13 protein-coding genes and 1 pseudogene are annotated in these 18,643 nt (G+C 35.6%); 11 read left to right on the top strand and 3 right to left on the bottom strand.

Features of this window, described 5'->3' with window-relative positions:
* The first annotated feature begins 32 nt into the window (after nucleotides 1–32).
* The 7 genes and pseudogenes from typA to AACH21_RS03045 all read left to right on the top strand — a co-directional run bounded on the left by typA (nucleotide 33) and on the right by AACH21_RS03045 (nucleotide 12,248).
* Entirely contained in the window at nucleotides 33–1,862 is a 1,830-nt protein-coding gene (gene typA, locus AACH21_RS03075) for a translational GTPase TypA (protein ID WP_065094924.1), read from the top strand.
* A gap of 62 nt (nucleotides 1,863–1,924) precedes the next feature.
* A pseudogene (locus AACH21_RS03070) lies at nucleotides 1,925–2,170 on the top strand (PD-(D/E)XK nuclease family transposase); the annotation flags it as partial.
* Between the two features lie 331 nt (nucleotides 2,171–2,501).
* Complete coding sequence (locus AACH21_RS03065) at nucleotides 2,502–2,657, top strand: hypothetical protein (RefSeq protein ID WP_338482748.1); 156 nt, start codon at nucleotides 2,502–2,504, stop codon at nucleotides 2,655–2,657.
* A gap of 482 nt (nucleotides 2,658–3,139) precedes the next feature.
* Complete coding sequence (locus AACH21_RS03060) at nucleotides 3,140–5,815, top strand: ATP-dependent Clp protease ATP-binding subunit (RefSeq protein ID WP_338482747.1); 2,676 nt, start codon at nucleotides 3,140–3,142, stop codon at nucleotides 5,813–5,815.
* 26 nt (nucleotides 5,816–5,841) lie between these two features.
* Nucleotides 5,842–10,593 carry an NAD-glutamate dehydrogenase gene (locus AACH21_RS03055; protein WP_338482746.1) on the top strand — a complete coding sequence of 1,584 codons (4,752 nt, stop codon included), beginning with the start codon at nucleotides 5,842–5,844 and terminating at the stop codon, nucleotides 10,591–10,593.
* A 4-nt stretch (nucleotides 10,594–10,597) separates the two neighbouring features.
* Complete coding sequence (locus AACH21_RS03050) at nucleotides 10,598–10,894, top strand: hypothetical protein (protein WP_038250226.1); 297 nt, start codon at nucleotides 10,598–10,600, stop codon at nucleotides 10,892–10,894.
* Nucleotides 10,866–12,248 carry a PleD family two-component system response regulator gene (locus AACH21_RS03045; RefSeq protein ID WP_077188565.1) on the top strand — a complete coding sequence of 461 codons (1,383 nt, stop codon included), beginning with the start codon at nucleotides 10,866–10,868 and terminating at the stop codon, nucleotides 12,246–12,248. Before AACH21_RS03050 ends, AACH21_RS03045 begins: the two co-directional genes overlap by 29 nt.
* Nucleotides 12,249–12,392: 144 nt before the next feature.
* On the opposite strand, the gene recO is transcribed toward AACH21_RS03045, so the two are convergent.
* Both recO and AACH21_RS03035 read right to left on the bottom strand, forming a co-directional pair.
* Nucleotides 12,393–13,115, bottom strand: coding sequence for a DNA repair protein RecO (recO, locus tag AACH21_RS03040; protein WP_065094880.1), 723 nt, complete (start codon nucleotides 13,113–13,115; stop codon nucleotides 12,393–12,395).
* A 207-nt stretch (nucleotides 13,116–13,322) separates the two neighbouring features.
* Nucleotides 13,323–14,354, bottom strand: a complete 1,032-nt coding sequence (locus tag AACH21_RS03035) for a YhcG family protein (protein WP_077188564.1) — start codon at nucleotides 14,352–14,354, stop codon at nucleotides 13,323–13,325.
* A 171-nt stretch (nucleotides 14,355–14,525) separates the two neighbouring features.
* Between AACH21_RS03035 and AACH21_RS03030 the strand changes: the two genes are divergently transcribed.
* Complete coding sequence (locus tag AACH21_RS03030; RefSeq protein WP_006279909.1) at nucleotides 14,526–15,146, top strand: hypothetical protein; 621 nt, start codon at nucleotides 14,526–14,528, stop codon at nucleotides 15,144–15,146.
* A gap of 184 nt (nucleotides 15,147–15,330) precedes the next feature.
* Here the strand turns inward: AACH21_RS03030 and AACH21_RS03025 are convergent, their stop codons facing one another.
* Nucleotides 15,331–15,669 carry an outer membrane protein assembly factor BamE gene (locus AACH21_RS03025; RefSeq protein ID WP_006279908.1) on the bottom strand — a complete coding sequence of 113 codons (339 nt, stop codon included), beginning with the start codon at nucleotides 15,667–15,669 and terminating at the stop codon, nucleotides 15,331–15,333.
* A 131-nt stretch (nucleotides 15,670–15,800) separates the two neighbouring features.
* On the opposite strand from AACH21_RS03025, the gene AACH21_RS03020 reads away from it, so the two are divergent.
* The 3 genes from AACH21_RS03020 (at nucleotide 15,801) to tsaB (ending at nucleotide 18,643) form a co-directional block, all read left to right on the top strand.
* Nucleotides 15,801–16,790 (top strand): ribonucleotide-diphosphate reductase subunit beta, encoded by a 990-nt coding sequence (locus AACH21_RS03020; RefSeq protein ID WP_077188563.1) that lies wholly within the window; start codon nucleotides 15,801–15,803, stop codon nucleotides 16,788–16,790.
* A gap of 138 nt (nucleotides 16,791–16,928) precedes the next feature.
* Nucleotides 16,929–18,059 carry a cation:dicarboxylate symporter family transporter gene (locus AACH21_RS03015; RefSeq protein WP_049973631.1) on the top strand — a complete coding sequence of 377 codons (1,131 nt, stop codon included), beginning with the start codon at nucleotides 16,929–16,931 and terminating at the stop codon, nucleotides 18,057–18,059.
* Nucleotides 18,059–18,643, top strand: a complete 585-nt coding sequence (tsaB, locus tag AACH21_RS03010) for a tRNA (adenosine(37)-N6)-threonylcarbamoyltransferase complex dimerization subunit type 1 TsaB (RefSeq protein WP_338482745.1) — start codon at nucleotides 18,059–18,061, stop codon at nucleotides 18,641–18,643. Before AACH21_RS03015 ends, tsaB begins: the two co-directional genes overlap by 1 nt.

Raw genomic sequence — 18,643 nt, 5'->3', positions numbered from 1 at the left:
TTATTACTAAATTAATTTTGAAATGATAGAAAATGAACGAATTTAAATCGATCCGAAATATAGCAATAATCGCACACGTTGACCACGGTAAAACTACTTTACTTGATAACATGTTAAAACAAAGTGGCACATTCCGCGAGAATCAAGAAGTTCAAGAACGAGTGATGGATAGTGGCGACCAAGAACGTGAGCGCGGGATTACAATACTTGCAAAATGCACATCAATAATGTGGGGTGATGAAAAAATCAATATTATTGATACGCCAGGGCACGCAGACTTTGGTGGAGAAGTAGAAAGGGTATTGTGCATGGCAGACGGCGTGTTGCTGCTGGTTGATGCTGCAGAAGGTCCCATGCCACAAACAAAATTTGTGCTCTCAAAAGCACTAAAAGCAAATTTGAAGCCAATTGTGATAATCAATAAGGTCGATCGACCAGACAGCAGAATTGATGAAGTATTAAATGAAATATATGAGTTATTTTTTAACCTTGATGCAACCAACGAGCAGCTAGATTTTCCAGTGTTGTATGCTTCAGGTAGAAATGGCTGGTGTGCTAAGGAGCTTTCTGATGAAAGAAAAGATTTAAGCCCATTATTTTCAACGGTTATAGATTATATAAAACCTTCTGTTTATAATCAAAATGCACCTTTTGCTATGTTGGTCACTCTACTTGAGTCTGATAAGTTTCTTGGCAGAATATTGACAGGAAAGGTTTATCAGGGCATTGCAAAAGTCAATTCAGATCTTAAGGTGCTTGACCTCGATGGCAAAGTAATTGAACGAGGAAGATTAACTAAGTTGCTCTCATTTTCTGGCTTGAAACGCATTCCAGTAGAACAAGCTGTGGCAGGAGACATAATTGCAATTGCAGGGCTTGAGGAAGCTTCAGTTTCAGACACTATAGCAGCACCAGAGGTTACAACTGCAGTAAGCTCAACTCCAGTTGATCCGCCGACAATGGCGATTACTCTGAGTGTTAATGATTCACCTTTTGCTGGGCAAGAAGGTACAAAGCTTACCTCAACTGCTATAAAGGATCGCTTATACGCGGAGGCAGAAACAAATGTTGCAATTACTGTGACTTTAGCACCAAGCGGTGAAGCGTTTGAAGTAGGTGGACGTGGTGAGCTACAGCTTGGGGTGTTAATTGAAAATATGAGGAGAGAAGGTTTTGAGCTTTCGGTATCACGCCCTCGAGTGCTATTTAAGGAAGAAGATGGCAAAAAACTTGAACCTATAGAGGAAGTAGTAATTGATGTAGATGATGAATATAGTGGAATCATCATGGAAAAACTCAGCTTCCGTAAAGGTGAAGTAACTGACATGAGACCTTCTGGTAATGGCAGGACAAGATTAACGTTTTTAGTGCCATCAAGAGGATTAATCGGTTATCAAGGAGAGTTTTTAACTGATTCTCGTGGCACAGGCATAATTAACCGTTTATTTCACAGTTATGCTCCACATAGAGGTCCAATTTCTGGAAGGCGCAATGGAGTTTTAATTTCTACAGATAAGGGTGAGGCTGTGGCATATGCAATTTTCAATTTGCAAGACAGGGGAATTATGTTTATTAAGCCACAGGATAAGGTATATTGTGGCATGGTTGTCGGCCAGCATAGCCGTGACAATGATTTGGAGATAAATGTGTTAAAGGGTAAGCAATTAACAAACGTAAGAGCTTCAGGTAGTGATGAAGCTATAAAGCTCACTCCACCAAAGATAATGACACTGGAGGATATGATAGCGTATATAGATGATGATGAATTGGTGGAAGTAACTCCAAAATCTATACGTTTACGCAAGAAATTCCTTGATCCAAATGAACGTAAGCGTGCAGGAAGGGCAAAGAATAAGGAGTAATCAGAGGTTGAACATTTGCGAAAAATAGTGTATAATTATTCGTCTCCTAATTGTATTTAATTATGGCCTTTTCGAAATTTCTCGATCCAAAAAACAATTTCGCGTTCAAGAGAATATTTGGCACTGAGAAAAATAAAGATATTCTCATTCACTTTCTCAATGATATATTGGGCTTCGCTGGCAAAGATGAAATAGAAGAAATAGAATTTCTCAGCACTATCATGGATGCTGAGATTGCCTCTAAAAAACAAAGTATTGTTGATGTTTTCTGTACTGATTCTGCTGGAACCCAGCTAATTATTGAAATGGTGCGACCTGAAAGTCTTCGGTCATATTGTTTAAAAGGAGAGGAATTCCTTCAGAAAGAAACTAAAAGAGTTCTAAAACTTATTAAACCAGATGTTTTGCCATCTGAGTCTACGCATCAATGCGAATCGGGTAACCGGTTGGTGCCAAGCGATGCGGACAATGAACCTCCTCTTGAAAAAGAAGATGCTCAATCGTGAAAGGAGCATAAACTACAAGCATCATGTGGTTGGAGAGCTAGGCTTAGTGGTATGGTGAACGTAAGTGAAGCTTCATAAGTATCGTAACGATTAAAGAGCTAAAGATGCTGATAAGCTCCGACCAAAAGGTAATGTGACATTTTTCATTTCTGGATGTACGCAAATCACCGGTATAGAGAAGTCACCTAACCCACTGTTGTATGACAGAAGGAACAGGGTAAGCCTGTATTTCCTCCTATATGGCAAGCAAACCGCAAGGAACGCTGATGAAAATGCAGGTAAAGGATAATGGAGAAAGCGAATGCCATTTTGTAACGAAATGTATAGAATTTGTAACATTAATTCGCGTGAAAACGAGCAGATTTCCATTTGGTCCCTCGTGACAAGAAACTTTGTTAACCACTTGAGGTAGAGAAGCAGATGACCTTACCCACAGAAATGATGAAGAAATTAGGAATATTTTTTACAAAAAGGACAATACTAACAAAAGAACTTTATTCTATTTAGAATATAAAGTTACAATAAATTTTCCTGTCATCTCCAAATAAATTACATTAACTTAGTATTGTATATTGTTAATAACTTAAATAATACAACCATTTTCAGCAACAAAAACCAAAGGTCTTGAGATACAAGATATTTGTATGGTTACTATGATAGTTCCTTTTTTAAGAAAGTTTTAAATTTCATACCTAACAATAAACAACTTTAGGTTTAAATTTATGAAATCAGTTGTTATATACATCAGCAAATACGAATTTAACTGGTGTTATGGACTTAAATAAATTTACCGAAAAAGCAAAAAGTCTAATTCAAAGTGCTCAAATGAAAGCGTTGGGAGCTGGGCATCAGATTTTTATGCCTGAGCATTTACTAAAAGTGATGCTTGAAGATGAATCAGGTTTAGTTCAGGATTTGATAAACGCTTGTGGTGGAAGTGTGCAAAGTATTTCTGATGCTGTGGATAGCGCAATAAAAAAGTTGCCAGTAATTGAAGGTCCAGGAAGTAGTGGCCTTCAACTTTCAAGAGAAATAGCAAAAGTTTTTGAAGATTCAATTGGTATTGCAAGAAGAAATAAAGATTCATTTGTTGCTGTTGAGCGTTTACTACAGGGCCTCACTGCACAAAAAGATGATACTGTAGGCAAAATTCTGGCAGAGAATGGTGTGACTCTACAAAAACTGAACTCAGTTATTGCAGAAATGAGAAAGGGCAGCAGTGCGGACTCGCCAAACAGTGAGGAAAAATTAAACGCGGCAAAGAAATATACAAAAGATGTTACAGAGCTTGCTATGCAAGGAAAGCTTGATCCTGTAATTGGTCGTGATGAAGAGATCAGAAGAACTATGCAGGTATCACTGAGGCGGACAAAAAATAATCCAGTGCTGATCGGTGAACCTGGTGTTGGAAAAACTGCAATAGTTGAGGGGCTTGCAAATAGAATTGTTGCAAACGATGTGCCACTTGGTTTGCATGATGCAAAGGTCTTAGCTTTGGATCTTGGAGCACTAATTGCTGGCACTAAGTTTAGAGGAGAGTTTGAGGAAAGGTTAAAAGCAGTGATTAATGAGATTTCGAGAGCGGAGGGAAAAATTATATTATTCATCGATGAATTGCACACTTTAGTTGGAGCAGGAGCAACAAGTGGTGCAATGGATGCCTCGAATCTGCTGAAGCCTGCTCTTGCGCGTGGAGAAATTCGCTGTATAGGAGCCACAACTTTAGATGAATATCGTCAGCATATAGAAAAAGATCCTGCACTTGCAAGGCGTTTTCAGCCTGTGTTTATCTCTCAACCAACTGAAACTGATACCATTTCAATACTCAGGGGTTTGAAGGAAAGATATGAGGTGCATCATGGTATAAGAATTACAGATGGTGCAATAATTGCTGCTGCAACGTTGTCCAATAGATATATAACAGATAGGTTTTTACCTGATAAAGCAATTGATTTGATTGATGAAGCAGCAAGCAGGGTGAGAATTGAAATGGATAGCAAGCCTGAAGTTATTGATGAACTTGAGAGAAAGGTTATACAGCTAAAGATTGAAGCAGAGGCTTTAAAAAAAGAAAGTGATGAAAATTCTAAACAGCGTTTAAAAAAGATAAATGAAGAGATCGAAAATCTAAACAGTAAATTTGCTGACTTGAACAGCAAATGGCAGATGGAAAAGAATAAAATAGCTAGAATACAAGAAACAGCCGAAAAATTAGATAACGCTAGAAAAGAGTTGGAATTAGTTCAGCGTAGTGGGAATTTGGGAAGAGCAGGAGAGCTGATGTATGGTGTGATTCCTCAGCTTGAGAATGAATTAAAAAATCAGGAAAAGGTTACTGATAGTTTCTTAAAGAAAGAAGTGACTGGAGATGATATTGCAAACATTGTTTCAAAGTGGACAGGAATTCCAGTTGATAACATGATGCACAGCGAAAAGGAAAAACTTCTCAACATGGAGAATGAAATAGGAAGAAGAGTAATAGGGCAGAAAGATGCAATAGAAGCGATAAGTAATGCAGTTAGGCGCTCTCGCTCTGGTGTGCAAGATACTAATCGACCTTTTGGTTCATTCTTATTCTTGGGTCCAACCGGAGTTGGAAAAACAGAATTGGCAAAAGCCCTTGCTGAATTTCTGTTTGACGATCAATCAGCGCTTTTGCGTTTTGATATGTCAGAATATATGGAAAAACATTCTGTTTCAAAGTTAATTGGCGCGCCTCCAGGGTATGTTGGCTATGAACAAGGTGGCAGATTAACTGAAGCAGTGAGGAGAAGACCATATCAGGTAATCTTATTTGATGAGATAGAAAAGGCAAATCCTGATATATTTAACCTATTGCTACAGATCTTGGATGAGGGTAGACTCACTGATAGTCATGGCAAATTAATTGATTTTCGCAATACCATACTGATTTTAACTTCTAACCTTGGTGCTGAGATAATGCTTAAAGGAGCAAAAGAAAATAGCCCTCTTGAAAAGCCCTCTGTCATCCAAGTAGCTGACACTGGGATCCAGGAAAAAAAGTGGATTCCAGCGTCACGCGCTGGAATGACATCGGAAGGAGGAGTTGCTAACTCTGTAAAAAGCGAAGTGATGCAAATAGTTAAATCAACATTTCGTCCAGAATTTTTAAACAGACTGGATGAAATTATTATATTTCACAGTTTAACCAGAAATGACATCTATAAAATTATAGATGTTCAATTTTCTTATTTACAAAAAACACTTGCTAAGCGTAAACTGAGTATAAGTTTGTCGCAGGAAGCTAAAGAACTAATAGCACAAACTGGCTATGACCCTGAATATGGAGCAAGGCCCCTAAAAAGGGTGATACAAGAGTGTATTCAAAATAATTTAGCTAAATTAGTTTTATCAGGGGAAGTAGTAGAAAATGATGAACTAATAGTGTACGCTCTTGATAATGAAATCTTAGTTAAAAAGGTTTAAGTTCACTGTGTATTTTTGTTAAAAAAATGTGTATAGATCATAATGTTGACACTGAGTCTTTATTTAAGTTAGCTGATCAAGAAAATCAGCAAGATAAAGAAAAAATTAAAAAATTTATTAAGTATTTTTATAGTTTTGTTTATAAAAGCGACCTAAAAGCCAATGATAAGTTTTTGCTATATATTGTAAACGATGCTTACAATTTTGTTTCTCAAAAAGAGAAAGATGAAAGTAAGTTAGTAGTAAGTAATATAGATGATATACCAGGAATAGAAGGCGATTTTACCACGATTAAGATAACAAACGATGATATGCCATTTTTGGTTGACTCCGTTATTGCAACTATTAAGTCGCACGATTTAACCATATGCTATTACAGCAACAGCATAATTAACATTAAAAGAAAAGATGGCCTAATAGATGAGATTTACCCTTTGGAAGAAAGTAATGGAATAAAAGAGTCAGTTATATATGTAATTATCAAAGGTATAAGTGACAGTTTTGTTGATACATTAAAAGAATCTCTACAAAAAACGCTGAAAGCAGTTAATTGTGTTGTGAAAGATTGGCACTTAATGCTTAAGAAACTTGATGAGGCAAGTCTTTCTGTCATCCCAGTACTTGATACTGGGATCCAGGAAAAGGACACGTGGATTCCAGTGTCACGCACTGGAATGACACCAGACCGAAATCAAGAGCAAAAAGATTTTCTAGTTTGGTTAAAGAATAATAATTTTGTATTTCTAGGTTATCAAGAATATATTGCTGGTAAAGATGAAAAACTCGTCTGTGATGGCAAAAAGGACCTTGGCCTGATGAGAGTAGGTCAAAGTACGTTGATTCCTTCTGCAAACCTTGATTCCCTATACATATTGAGATCAGATCTAATCTCAATAGTCCATCGGCGTACATACATGAATTGTATAGGAGTAAAAGAATTTGATGACCAGGGTAATGTAGTAAAGGAACGGCGTTTTTTCGGGCTATTTACTTCTGTAGCGGAGGTCCAAGATATTCGAACTATTCCAATAATAAAAGATAAAGTTAAAGTTATAGAAAAAAATGCAGGATTTGTAACCGGGGGCCACAACAATAAAGCTTTGATTTCTATTTTGCAAGTGTTCTCTTGTGATGAATTATTCCAATCAAATGAAGACGAATTATTTAAAATTTGCATTTCGATCATGTCTCTTGCGATTAGGCCAAGGGTCAGATTATTTTTAAGAAGAGTCGGGGATTTTATTAGTTGCATAGTGCTGATACCGATGCGTTATGCTAGCGCTAGGCTAATGTTCAAGATACGTGACATATTGAAGGATGAGACAAGTGCAGGAAGTTCAGATATTTATAACAATCACATTATCAATGAATATGATTTGATGAAATTGCATGTAGTGCTAAAGGCTAAAAACGCTAGTGTTCCTGATGATGAAGTTTTGCGTATCGAAAACAAATTAAGGAACATTACGGAAAAATGGGAAGATCGTTTTATAGACAATTTATATAATACTTTTAGCACTGTTGAGGATATATTCATCCGTTATTGCAAGGCATTTCCAATAAGCTATCAAGAGAGTTTCGAACCTCATGACGCATATTACGATATGAAAAAATTGGAGATAGTGAGGAAAAAAAGAGTTAGCGAGGTCGATTTAAGACTTACTCGTGACAATCTTAATTATCAATTAAAGGTTTACACTTCGAGCAATGGAGGTCTTGAATTATCGAAGATATTAAGAATTACTAAGAATTTGGGAGCTAAGATTCTATCTCATAATGGCTATTACATAGAAATTAACGGCGGAATATGGATACACCATTTTGTGTTGTCAAGAGTCGATGAATTAATAGACAACATTACTCTAAAAGAGCAATTTGAAATAACACTTGCGAAAGTGTTTAGCAAGGAAATTAAAAATGACTATTTCAATAGTTTGATCATTATTGCTGGGCTCAAGTGGAAAGAAGTGCTTCTGGTTAGAGCGTTAAGTGCTTACCTAAAGCAGACGTCATTTAACTACAACCCAGAATATATCCAAAAGGTAGTCTCAGAGTATCCAAAAGTAGTAAAGTATTTGATACAACTATTTCATGCAAGATTTGATCCTAACATAGACATTGATAGAGCAGAAACTACGGACATTGTTAGAGAAAAAATTGAGGAACTTCTAAAAGAGATCAGCAATGTTTCACATGATTACGTTTTACGCTCGATATTTAACTTGATAATGGCTATTTTAAGGACCAGTTATTATCAAGACGATAAACCATATTTATCTACAAAATTTGACTCAAGTAAAATAAATGGTTTGCCTGATCCTCGTCCGTATCGCGAATTGTATATTTATTCAAACCTTTTTGAGGGAATACATCTAAGAGGAGGGAAATTAGCCCGTGGTGGCTTAAGGTGGTCGGATAGGACGGAAGATTTTCGCACTGAAGTTTTGGGGCTCATGAAAGCTCAGATGACAAAAAATGCGGTTATTGTCCCTGTTGGTGCAAAGGGTGGATTTGTAATAAAGCAAGCTTATAAAGATAAGAATATTTTAAGAGAGAAAAGTGTTGAGTGCTATAAGAGTTTTATTAGAGGAATGCTTGATATTACTGATAACGTGGTTGATGGTGAAATAATTCCACCAGAGAATGTGATTAGGTATGATGAAGACGATCCATACTTGGTAGTTGCAGCAGATAAAGGCACTGCTTCATTTTCTGATTATGCCAACCAGATAGCCTCTGAATACAATTTTTGGCTTGGCGATGCATTTGCATCTGGTGGATCAGCAGGTTATGATCACAAAAAAATGGGTATTACAGCCAGAGGTGCATGGATTGCAGCACAGAGGCATTTTTGGAGAATGAATAAGGATATTTACCAGGATACAACTGTTATTGGAATTGGAGATATGGCTGGCGATCTATTTGGAAACGGTATGCTGCTTTCAAAAAATATACATTTAATCGGCGCATTTAACCATATGCATGTTTTTGTTGACCCAAACCCTGATGCAGAAAAGAGTTTCACAGAGCGTAAACGTCTCTTTGAGTTACCATTTTCAACTTGGATGGATTATAATAAAGATTTGATTTCTAAGGGTGGAGGAGTATTTGAGCGTAGCAGCAAGCAAGTAAACATTTCTCAAGAAATAAAAGAATGCTTTGATATAACAGAAGATATGCTACCTCCAAGTGATTTGATTAGATATCTGTTGAAAGCAAAAGTGGACTTCATATGGAATGGAGGAATTGGCACGTTTGTTAAGGCAAAGAGTGAAAATCATAGCATGGTCGGTGACAAAGCAAACGATGAGCTGAGAGTAAATGGTAAGGATATTAGAGCTTCTATGTTTATAGAGGGTGGAAATCTTGGTTGTACACAGCTTGGAAGAATAGAATATGCTGAAAAAGATGGATATATCAATGCAGATTTTGTTGATAATTCAGCCGGAGTGATATGTTCGGACCTTGAAGTTAACATTAAGATTGCATTTGTTTCAGCTATGAAAGCAGGGGGTATTTCTTTAGAAAAAAGGAATGAAATACTGGCAAGTATGGTGGATGAAGTTGCATCCAAAGTGCTTGAGAACCACAACAAAATTGAAACAAAAGCATTACTTCTTGAGTGTTTGCAAGCTAAAGAGAGATTGGAGCAGCACCACAGGTTACTGCTCAGTTTAGAAAAATCTGGGCTGTTAAACCGAAGCGTAGAATTTCTTCCAACTGAAGAAGAGATAGCAAGGATGTTAACTGGTGCAGAAGGTTTCAGTTCTCCTCAGCTCTCTGTTCTAATGTCTTATGCTATAACAGCAATAAAAAATGAAATTATACATTCCGATCTGTCTGAAAAAGATCTTATATCTCATGACTACTTGCTAGGTTATTTTCCTAAAAAGATGGTAACAAAGTTTAAGGATTTCATATTAAAACACCAACTTCGTAGAGAAATTATCTCTACTTGCATTGCAAATGATGTAGTGAATAGAATGGGCTGTATATTCATCAATAATTTGGCTGAGAACACTGGAATTAAGATACAAGAAGCGGTTAACATATATATTGTTGTTAACCACCTGTATGATTTAAACAGCCTGTGGCAGAAAATTGATGAATTGGATGGAAAAATTGATGTTAACTCATACTTACAAATAGTGAGGAACGTGCAGAAATTTATTGGCAGAGTATCATTTTGGCTAGTGAAAAATCTTGGCAAGCTTAGCTTTGTAGAATTGGATGATGTTACAAAATTTAAAGATGCAATTGAAACTTTAGGCCAGAACTTAACTGATGTTTTAGATGAACACCTATTAAAGATCTATAGCCATGGATCAACTTCTTTAGTAGAACTTAATATAAATAAAGATCTAGCAAAAAAAGTTGCTGATCTATGCGTTCTTGCTTATGCACTGGACATTATATCTGTTGCTGAACAGACATCTTTGTCCATTCTTGATGCTGGTAAAATATACTTTGAGTTAAAGTCGCTGTTAAGATTCGATCTGATTAGAACAATTGCCATCAAGATGAAAAGCCGCTCTTCTTATTGGGATCGCAGCTTAGTTAATGATTTATTGGACGATTTAAGCAATTACCATCACAAGCTAGCTGTTAAAGTCATAAAAGCTACTGATAACCCTGAAGATAAGGTTCAAACCTGGGCTTGTAATGATAAGGACTACATAGAACGTTATAATAGTTTTTTAGATGAGATGGTTGCTTCTAAACTTGATTTAAGCAAATTAATATTTATAATCAGAAGGATTAAAGTACTTGCTTCATAGGAAAATGTTCAATATAGGTCTTTCAGAAATTTTAGTTGTAGCTTTAGTGAGCATAATTGTTCTTGATAAAAATAAGGTGCCTGTATTTATTGATCTTATTAGGAATGTGTATAAGTATCTTATGATTATAAAATCAAAAGCTAGGAGGTTATTGAAAGACGCAGGAGTTGAAGACTTATATAAAGAATGTAATGCTGAGAAAGTAAATTACATAATTGGTAAAAATGGTAAGCTTTATCCTACTTATGATATAGATAATACATCTAAAGATAATGACAGCAAAGATTCTGGTAGTAGATGATGTACTATCTAATGTCAAGCTTTTAGAAGCTCGACTAAAAGCAGAGTACTATACGGTTATCGTAGCTCATGATGGTGAAGAAGCTATAGATTTAGTAGCAAAGCAGCAGCCCGATATTATATTACTTGATATCATGATGCCAAAGATGAATGGCTTTCAAGTTTGTAAGGAGCTAAAGAGTGATCCCTTGACAACCCATATTCCAATAATTATGGTAACTGCGCTGCATGATACTCATGATAGAGTGCAAGGTATTAATGCTGGCGCGGATGATTTTCTGACTAAACCAATAAACGAAACTGCTTTATCTGCACGAATTAAGTCTCTCACACGCTTAAAGATGATTATTGATGAATTGCGTTTGAGAGGAGAAACTAACGCTGAGATTGGTGGAGTCGCAGGAAACAGTATTATGGATTATTCCAATCAGATTTTTGATGCTAACATACTTGTTATAGATGAGGATGTTCATCAAGCAGAGCAGATATATAATATATTAAAGCAACGCTTTAGGTCAATTAAAATACTGAGTGATCCAATGGAAGCATTGAAGGTTGGTATTGAGAATGGTTACGACCTGATCATTTCTGATATGCAATTTTCAAAAACTGACGGCTTGCGTTTGTGTTCTGAGTTTCGTAGTAAGGTGGAAACACGTTATACACCAATTCTGATTCTTTCTGAGGATTATGATAAAAACAATTTAGTAAAAGCACTTGATGTAGGTGCTAATGATTATTTAACAGTACCTTTGGATGAGGGTGAGCTAATAGCAAGGGTTAATTCGCAAGTAAAACGCAAAAGATATCAAGATGCCTTGAGAATGAATTTATTTAATAATGCGGAAATGTCTATAAAGGACCCATTAACTAACTGTTATAATAGAAGATATTTTGATGCACACTTAAGAAACATTGTTAAGGACTCTGTGGAAAAGGATAGAAGGTTGTCTCTTATGATACTTGATATAGACTATTTTAAGATAGTGAATGACAGTTTTGGGCATAGTGCTGGAGATGAACTTTTAAAGCAAATACAGAAAAGAATTTCTGAAAATATCAGAGTGACAGATTTACTAGCTAGGTTTGGTGGTGAGGAGTTTGTTGTTGTAATGCCAGATACCAATGTATCAGATGCGTATACTATTGCGGAGAGAATACGAAAAATTATTGCTAAAGAACCTTTTGTACTTGCGGATAAAAATACAACCCATAATGTAACTGTGAGCATTGGAATTGCAGAAATGCAAGGATCTGACTTTGATGATATTAAAAAATTTATAGTACGTGCTGACAGATATTTATATAAAGCAAAAAACAGTGGTAGAAATAGAGTGGTTACTGGCTATAGCTAAAGTGGCTTAAGTTTACCGACAACCGTCATTCCACTACTCGTGAGCGGAATCTATGCTGAGATACCGCGAATGAATCGCGGTATGACGTGTTGCTTGGGTTAGCTATAGATTTCTGAAATGATTTCAAAAAAATGATAACTAAGATTAAAGCGACAACATGAGGTTTCTCAGCTCTGGAAATTTCACGTTTAACTGCAAAAATAGATACTTATTTAAAAAATATCCTGTGACTTTCAGTCCTAACTGAAATTCTTGGAATGAGTAGCTGTTTTGTAGGGTATTATTGTATACATCATGCAACATTTGTGGAAAAGGTAGGAGTTTATCTGCATAATAATCTCCTACTTTTTTTGACACTGCTCTACCAGTTTTTGGAGAAATAAATTGCAGATTTTCCTTAACACCTGTTACAGCGCATTTGGATAAGTCTAACTTGAATCCCAATTGCGTAAGAAGCAGAAGCTCTAAGTTAAGATAATGGCTTTGCCAAGACTGATTGTTGTGTTTAATTACATCGATGAAATATCGAAAATTGTCATACAGCATGGCACAGGGTTCACTTTCTGGAAGCACTTTTTCTAAAATAGAGGAGAAAGAAACAATAGTAATGCTTTTTAACCTATCTTGAAAGAAATGATGGAATGGAGATTCGATTAATTCGCACTTAAAAAAACCTAGATTTTCAGGTAACTTAGCACTCCATTCTGCATGTAATAGATTACTTATCTGAAACTTATAATTGCTATTGTTTGTTAGCTTAGTTAATCCCCTGCGCTTTCCATGATTTTTTGTAAACAGAGAGAGAATTAAGTTTTTATCGCCGTATTTTTTAGCAGCTATAATGATGCCTTCATCTTTCCATCTCATTTAGAGTATATTGACCGTATGATATTATAGGATAGTACACCTAGAGCTTGTAATCCATAAAAATCACTTACTCCGTTACTGTCTGCTTCCAAAGTTTCAAGGCTATGAGAGAGTAAGGTATTGGCTGCCACCCTTCTTCCTGAGCCTCCATGCTGAGCTTTTGGTTTTTGGTTTGCTAAATAATTGTTTGAATGATTTTAGTAACCATTACTTTTCCTTATCTGAAATTTTGGATAATTCAGCTTCTAATTCTTCTATCGTCGGTAAAGCTGTTTTTATGTTCTCTGGTAGATTTTCAGTTATTCGATATTCCGCTAATCCTATTGGTTTATTTATGTCTTTGAGTGTATATTTAGCAAGTACATCGTCTTTAGATTTACATAAGATTAACCCTATAGAAGGTTGATCTGTCGAGTGCTTAAGTAAATCATCAACTGCAGAAAGATAAAAATTCATTTTACCAGCATATTCCGGCTTAAAATCCTTATCTTTTAGTTCAATCACTACGAAGCAACGTAACTTTAAATGATAGAATAATAAATCAATATAAAAGTCTTTATTACCAACATCTAAATGAAATTGTCTACCAACAAATGCAAATCCTTCACCGAGTTCTAACAGAAATTTTTCCATATGCCCTACGAGTCCTTTTTCTACTTCTCTTTCATGAGCATCCTTACCTATACTTAAAAAATCAAAAATATACGGATCTTTTAATGTGTAATGTGCTAGATCGGATTGTGGAGATGGTAATTTTTCTTTAAAATTAGTTATTGCTTTTCCTTGACGTTTATGTAGTCCAAGTTCTATCTGCATCACCATAATGTTACGTGACCAGCCATGTTCAATAGCTTTTTTTACATAAAATAATCTTATTTCATGACTTTCTATTTTTTCCAAAAGAGTGATATTGTGATACCAAGTTAATTGTGCAAGAGGCTCCTGCACAAATTCAACATCAGGATATTCTTCGGCAAACTTACGCATATACTTCAGATTTCTCGTGCTAAAGCCTTTCATTTCTGGAAATGTACTTCTCAAATCCTTACTTAATTGATCAATTACCTTAGCTCCCCAGGTATGTTCTTTTTGGCGTTTTAGGATCTCTGTACCAATATGGTGGTAAAGCAAAATAAGCTTACTATTTACTGCAAGTGCTGCCTTATAACGGTTTGTTGCAATACGATCTTTCAACTGCTCTAAAAGTTCTGTATATTCTTTTCCTATAATTTTTGTCATACGGTCCCTTTTAATCCATTATACAATTCTTTGTCTGTCGAGAAGACAATCTTTCGCTTGCCTGCAACTTTGAAGGGATTCCTTATTGACTTCAAAGTTGTCCATCAACTAAAATATATTGACTTTATGTGCAATATTAGCTTTAAACCAGTAAAACAAGCTGCTTAACATATGCGTTTTTTCTATTCTAATTATATTCTTTTTTTGTCTTTATGTTGTTTTCTGCTTTTTTCGTTACCTTCAACAAAAGCCCAAACGAATGATACGTCAGTTGTTCCTATACCACAAAGGAAAAAAGAATTGGTTGAGCACACTGTTGTAGCACAACCGAGGCAAATTATCGAAATGCAAGAAGAAGTCATTATTAACGAGGGTAAAGAATTCATTCCAATTCCAAAAAGAAAAAAAAGTGTAGAGAAAAAACTAAGAAGGGATGTTAGAGGGGCAAAAAATGAAATAGGAAACGAAAAAAGCGTTGAGAGCAAAAAGGATGAATTAGTTGTAACAGAAATTATTAACTCTATAAGAGACAAGCTCACAAAATGCTGGAGCATTCCTGAAAGCATAGCTTACAAAGAAAATTTTAATATAAAAATTAACTTATTGTTATCCAGTCAAGGCGAGATAATTATGGCGGATGTAGCAGACAGTGATTCCTATCGAAATAATCCACTTTTCAGGTCGATAGCAGATAACGCAATGCGTGCAGTATATAAATGTAGCCCATTAACCGGCTTGCCTACTCAGCACCACCACATTTGGCGTGAAGTAACACTAGACTTTATTCTATAGCTAAAGTAATTCTATAATTTAATAAGCCCACTGTATCCGTTCAGGATAGCAGCAAGGTAGTATAACCATAGAGTAAAAGTGAGTTTACAACAAATGGTGTCATCCCAGTGCTTGACACTGGGATGACGTTATACGGTTCTTGGATGCAAAGAAGAGTGAGAAAAACTCCATAGTTAGCAAACTTTCAATCAGAAACAGCCAAAGATCTCTCTAAGATGTCAGTTTCTTTTGTATCTTCAACTTTACCGTCCTGGTCGAATGAAATTTGCAGAGACTTACTACTATACTTCCTTTTTCCTAAAAAGTTGGCTTGTTTAATTTTATATGAGACATAGTACCAAACATTGTCATCGAACTTTGATACTAATGTTGGTGATCCTAAAGTGTGAACCACTTTTTCTTTATCGTCACCTACTTTTATCTTGCTCCACAATTCAACACTAATGCCAGGAGCTCCGTGATTGTGAATAGTGTGAGTGCAGCTCACTGTAAATAATAAAATAAAAGATATTAATACTCGCATTTCTGTTGATAAATTACTTGAAGCTATAATACACTAATAAATTATCTGCCGTCAAATTTCAAAAAAGTTAAATTGACTGATTCTCAATATCACTTAATATAATATTTACTTTAGAAAATAATAGGTGTCTTATGTCATTGTTAGAAGCAGATCCAATATACAAACCTTTTAATTACCCTTGGGCGTATGATGCGTGGCTGCAGCAACAAAGAATCCATTGGATACCTGAGGAAGTTCCACTTGCTGATGACGTAAAGGATTGGAAAACTAAACTTTCAAGTGTAGAAAAAAATCTACTAACCCAGATCTTTAGATTTTTTACTCAGGCAGACATTGAAGTAAATAACTGCTACATGAGGCATTATTCAAATATATTTAAGCCAACGGAAATATGCATGATGCTTGCAAGCTTTTCCAATATGGAAACTATACACATTGCAGCTTATTCTTATCTTTTAGACACAATTGGCATGCCAGAAAGCGAGTATCAAGCATTCTTAAAGTATGATGCTATGAGAAAGAAGTATGAATACATGTTAGAATTCGAGGAAAGCAAAAAACACGATAAAAAACATGTAGCTAAAACTCTAGCGGTGTTTGGTGCATTTACCGAGGGGTTGCAGTTATTCGCATCATTTGCAATTTTGCTCAATTTTCAACGCTTTGGAAAAATGAAAGGCATGGGACAAATAATTGCCTGGTCAGCCCGTGATGAAACTTTGCACACCAATTCAATTATCATGTTGTTTAATACATTTATTAAAGAAAATAATGAAATTTGGGACGACGAGTTTAAAGAGGAATTATATTCTGCATGTCGCACCATTGTTGAACTTGAGGATGAATTCATAAAGCTTGCTTTTGATTTCGGAGACGTTGAAGGACTATCCGCAGAAGAAGTGCGCAATTACATACGCTACGTAGCAAACAGACGGTTAATGCAATTAGGTCTTGAGTCCATATATGATGTTAATGATAATCCTATTCCGTGGCTTGATGAAATACTAAATGGCGTGGAACATACGAATTTCTTTGAAAATAGAGTAACAGAGTATAGCCGTGCAGCAACTCAAGGCACATGGGAGGAGGCTTTTACTGAAAACGACACGAATAATAAGTGAGTGCTAATTTCACTCTTCTTTGTCATTCCAGTGTCAGCTACTTTCATTACACCATTTGCTGTGCAGTTTAGACAGTTTTGCTTTACTTAACAACTAACTTACCATATATATGTCCATAGGACATTGGTATATAAGAACGTGCTACAACTATTAATCTTACTCACGGTCATCACTTCAGTTGCATTCTTTGGTCATTTAGTTCCAATGGAAGCAAAAACCTTCTTGTACTCAACGAGCCTGAGTATAAAAGAGGTTTTGCTATTTATAATGCCTTTTATTATTTTTGCGTTAATCTTTAGCAGTGTTAACAATCTTAAGCAGTCAGCTATAAAGTTCATATTGTTACTTATTATAATGATCTTCTTGTCAAATCTGGCTTCAAGTTTAATAGCTTATTCTGTTGGGCATTTCATCATACAAAACACTCATTCAATACAAGATATAACGTATGAAGAAACAATTGTTCCCTTATGGTCGTTTAGGCTGCCTGCATTGCTTTCTAATTTTTATGCCCTTGCCTGTGGATTTGTGTCCAGCATAGTAGTGTCCACACTGCTACCCAAGAAAAGCAAAGAGCTTTCGAACAAAATGTTAGATTTAACTCTCTTTATTTTGAAGACGTTTTTGACGCCGATTATTCCAATATTTGTACTTGGGCTTGCTTTAAAAATGCAGCATGATCAAGTTTTATCTATAATATTTAAGGATTACTCAATAATTTTCATTATTATAGCATCTGCAACCTACCTTTATGTTTTCCTCTTATATGGAGCAGCAAATTCATTCAAGATCACAAGCTGGATAGCTAGTATAGGCAATATGATACCGGCATTTATTACTGCGATGAGCACAATGTCTAGTAATGCAACTATGCCTCTTAGTCTTGAAGGAAGCAAAAAAAATGTAAAGCAACCTGACATAGCATCGTCTGTTGTGCCAATAACTGCTAGCTTTCATTTAGTAGGTGATTGCTTTTTTATCATAATATTATCAATGATAATTGCCTCCGGTTATTCATTGTGCACAACAGACTATGTAACTTTCCTTCTCTATTTTTTGTTATTTAAGTTTGCTATCGTTGCAGTGCCGGCAGGAGGAATTATGGTAATGCTACCTATTCTTGAGAAATACCTCAAATTTTCTCCAGAAATGCTTTCGTTAATCACAGCATTGTATATAGTGTTTGATCCAATAATCACTTCAGCAAATGTTATGGGTAATGGTGCCTTTACTATGATATTTTCAAAACTCTATGATAAGCTTAAGTAATGTCTATTTTAGCGATTGATACTGTAGGTATTGGTAGTTCAATAGCAATAGTTGATTATGATGGTAACTGCTTTGTAGAGCACAATTCCACCAACAATAGTCATGCAGAATCATTTTTTCAAATACTAAGTACTTTATTTGATAAGCACAACTATAATTATGATAAAATAGATCATTTGGCGGTAGTAGTTGGACCAGGAAGTTTCACTGGAATTAGAGTTGGTATATCAGCTGCACAAGGTATAAATCTTGCTACAAATAAGCCGTTATACGGGGTTAGTGCGCTGGAAGTTCAAGCCTACGCAATATCTTTGCTTTGTGCAAATAGCAAAAAAAATATCAGAGCTATAATCAAAAATGCTCAAGGGTTTTATACACAGTTATTTGATTTCAATTTATTGCCGCTGTCTGGTCCAACTGCAGCATGTGACCCTGGTCACGCTACAAGCAGTACACATATGGATTGCAATTTAAATGCTAGCCATGGAGGGCTATTAGTTCATTATAGACTAAAGAACAAGCAAAAATTAAATGAAGTTGAAGCTCTATATTTAAATGAGCCTCAGTATATGAAATTGCTATAG

The organism is Wolbachia endosymbiont (group A) of Ophion costatus (genome assembly GCF_963969245.1).
Classification (GTDB): Bacteria; Pseudomonadota; Alphaproteobacteria; order Rickettsiales; family Anaplasmataceae; genus Wolbachia; species Wolbachia pipientis.
The sequence above is the reverse complement of the archived record's forward strand: the minus strand, read 5'-3'. Positions and strand labels throughout refer to the sequence as shown.

What these genes read in the sequence shown, in the direction of transcription:
- AACH21_RS03055 (WP_338482746.1), top strand. Translation starts at nt 5,842, where the DNA reads ATGTGTATAGATCATAATGTTGACACTGAGTCTTTATTTAAGTTAGCT.
- AACH21_RS03020 (WP_077188563.1), top strand. Translation starts at nt 15,801, where the DNA reads ATGTCATTGTTAGAAGCAGATCCAATATACAAACCTTTTAATTACCCT.
- tsaB (WP_338482745.1), top strand. Translation starts at nt 18,059, where the DNA reads ATGTCTATTTTAGCGATTGATACTGTAGGTATTGGTAGTTCAATAGCA.
- AACH21_RS03035 (WP_077188564.1), bottom strand. Translation starts at nt 14,354, where the DNA reads ATGACAAAAATTATAGGAAAAGAATATACAGAACTTTTAGAGCAGTTG.
- AACH21_RS03050 (WP_038250226.1), top strand. Translation starts at nt 10,598, where the DNA reads ATGTTCAATATAGGTCTTTCAGAAATTTTAGTTGTAGCTTTAGTGAGC.
- typA (WP_065094924.1), top strand. Translation starts at nt 33, where the DNA reads ATGAACGAATTTAAATCGATCCGAAATATAGCAATAATCGCACACGTT.
- AACH21_RS03045 (WP_077188565.1), top strand. Translation starts at nt 10,866, where the DNA reads ATGACAGCAAAGATTCTGGTAGTAGATGATGTACTATCTAATGTCAAG.
- AACH21_RS03060 (WP_338482747.1), top strand. Translation starts at nt 3,140, where the DNA reads ATGGACTTAAATAAATTTACCGAAAAAGCAAAAAGTCTAATTCAAAGT.
- recO (WP_065094880.1), bottom strand. Translation starts at nt 13,115, where the DNA reads ATGAGATGGAAAGATGAAGGCATCATTATAGCTGCTAAAAAATACGGC.
- AACH21_RS03025 (WP_006279908.1), bottom strand. Translation starts at nt 15,669, where the DNA reads ATGCGAGTATTAATATCTTTTATTTTATTATTTACAGTGAGCTGCACT.
- AACH21_RS03030 (WP_006279909.1), top strand. Translation starts at nt 14,526, where the DNA reads ATGCGTTTTTTCTATTCTAATTATATTCTTTTTTTGTCTTTATGTTGT.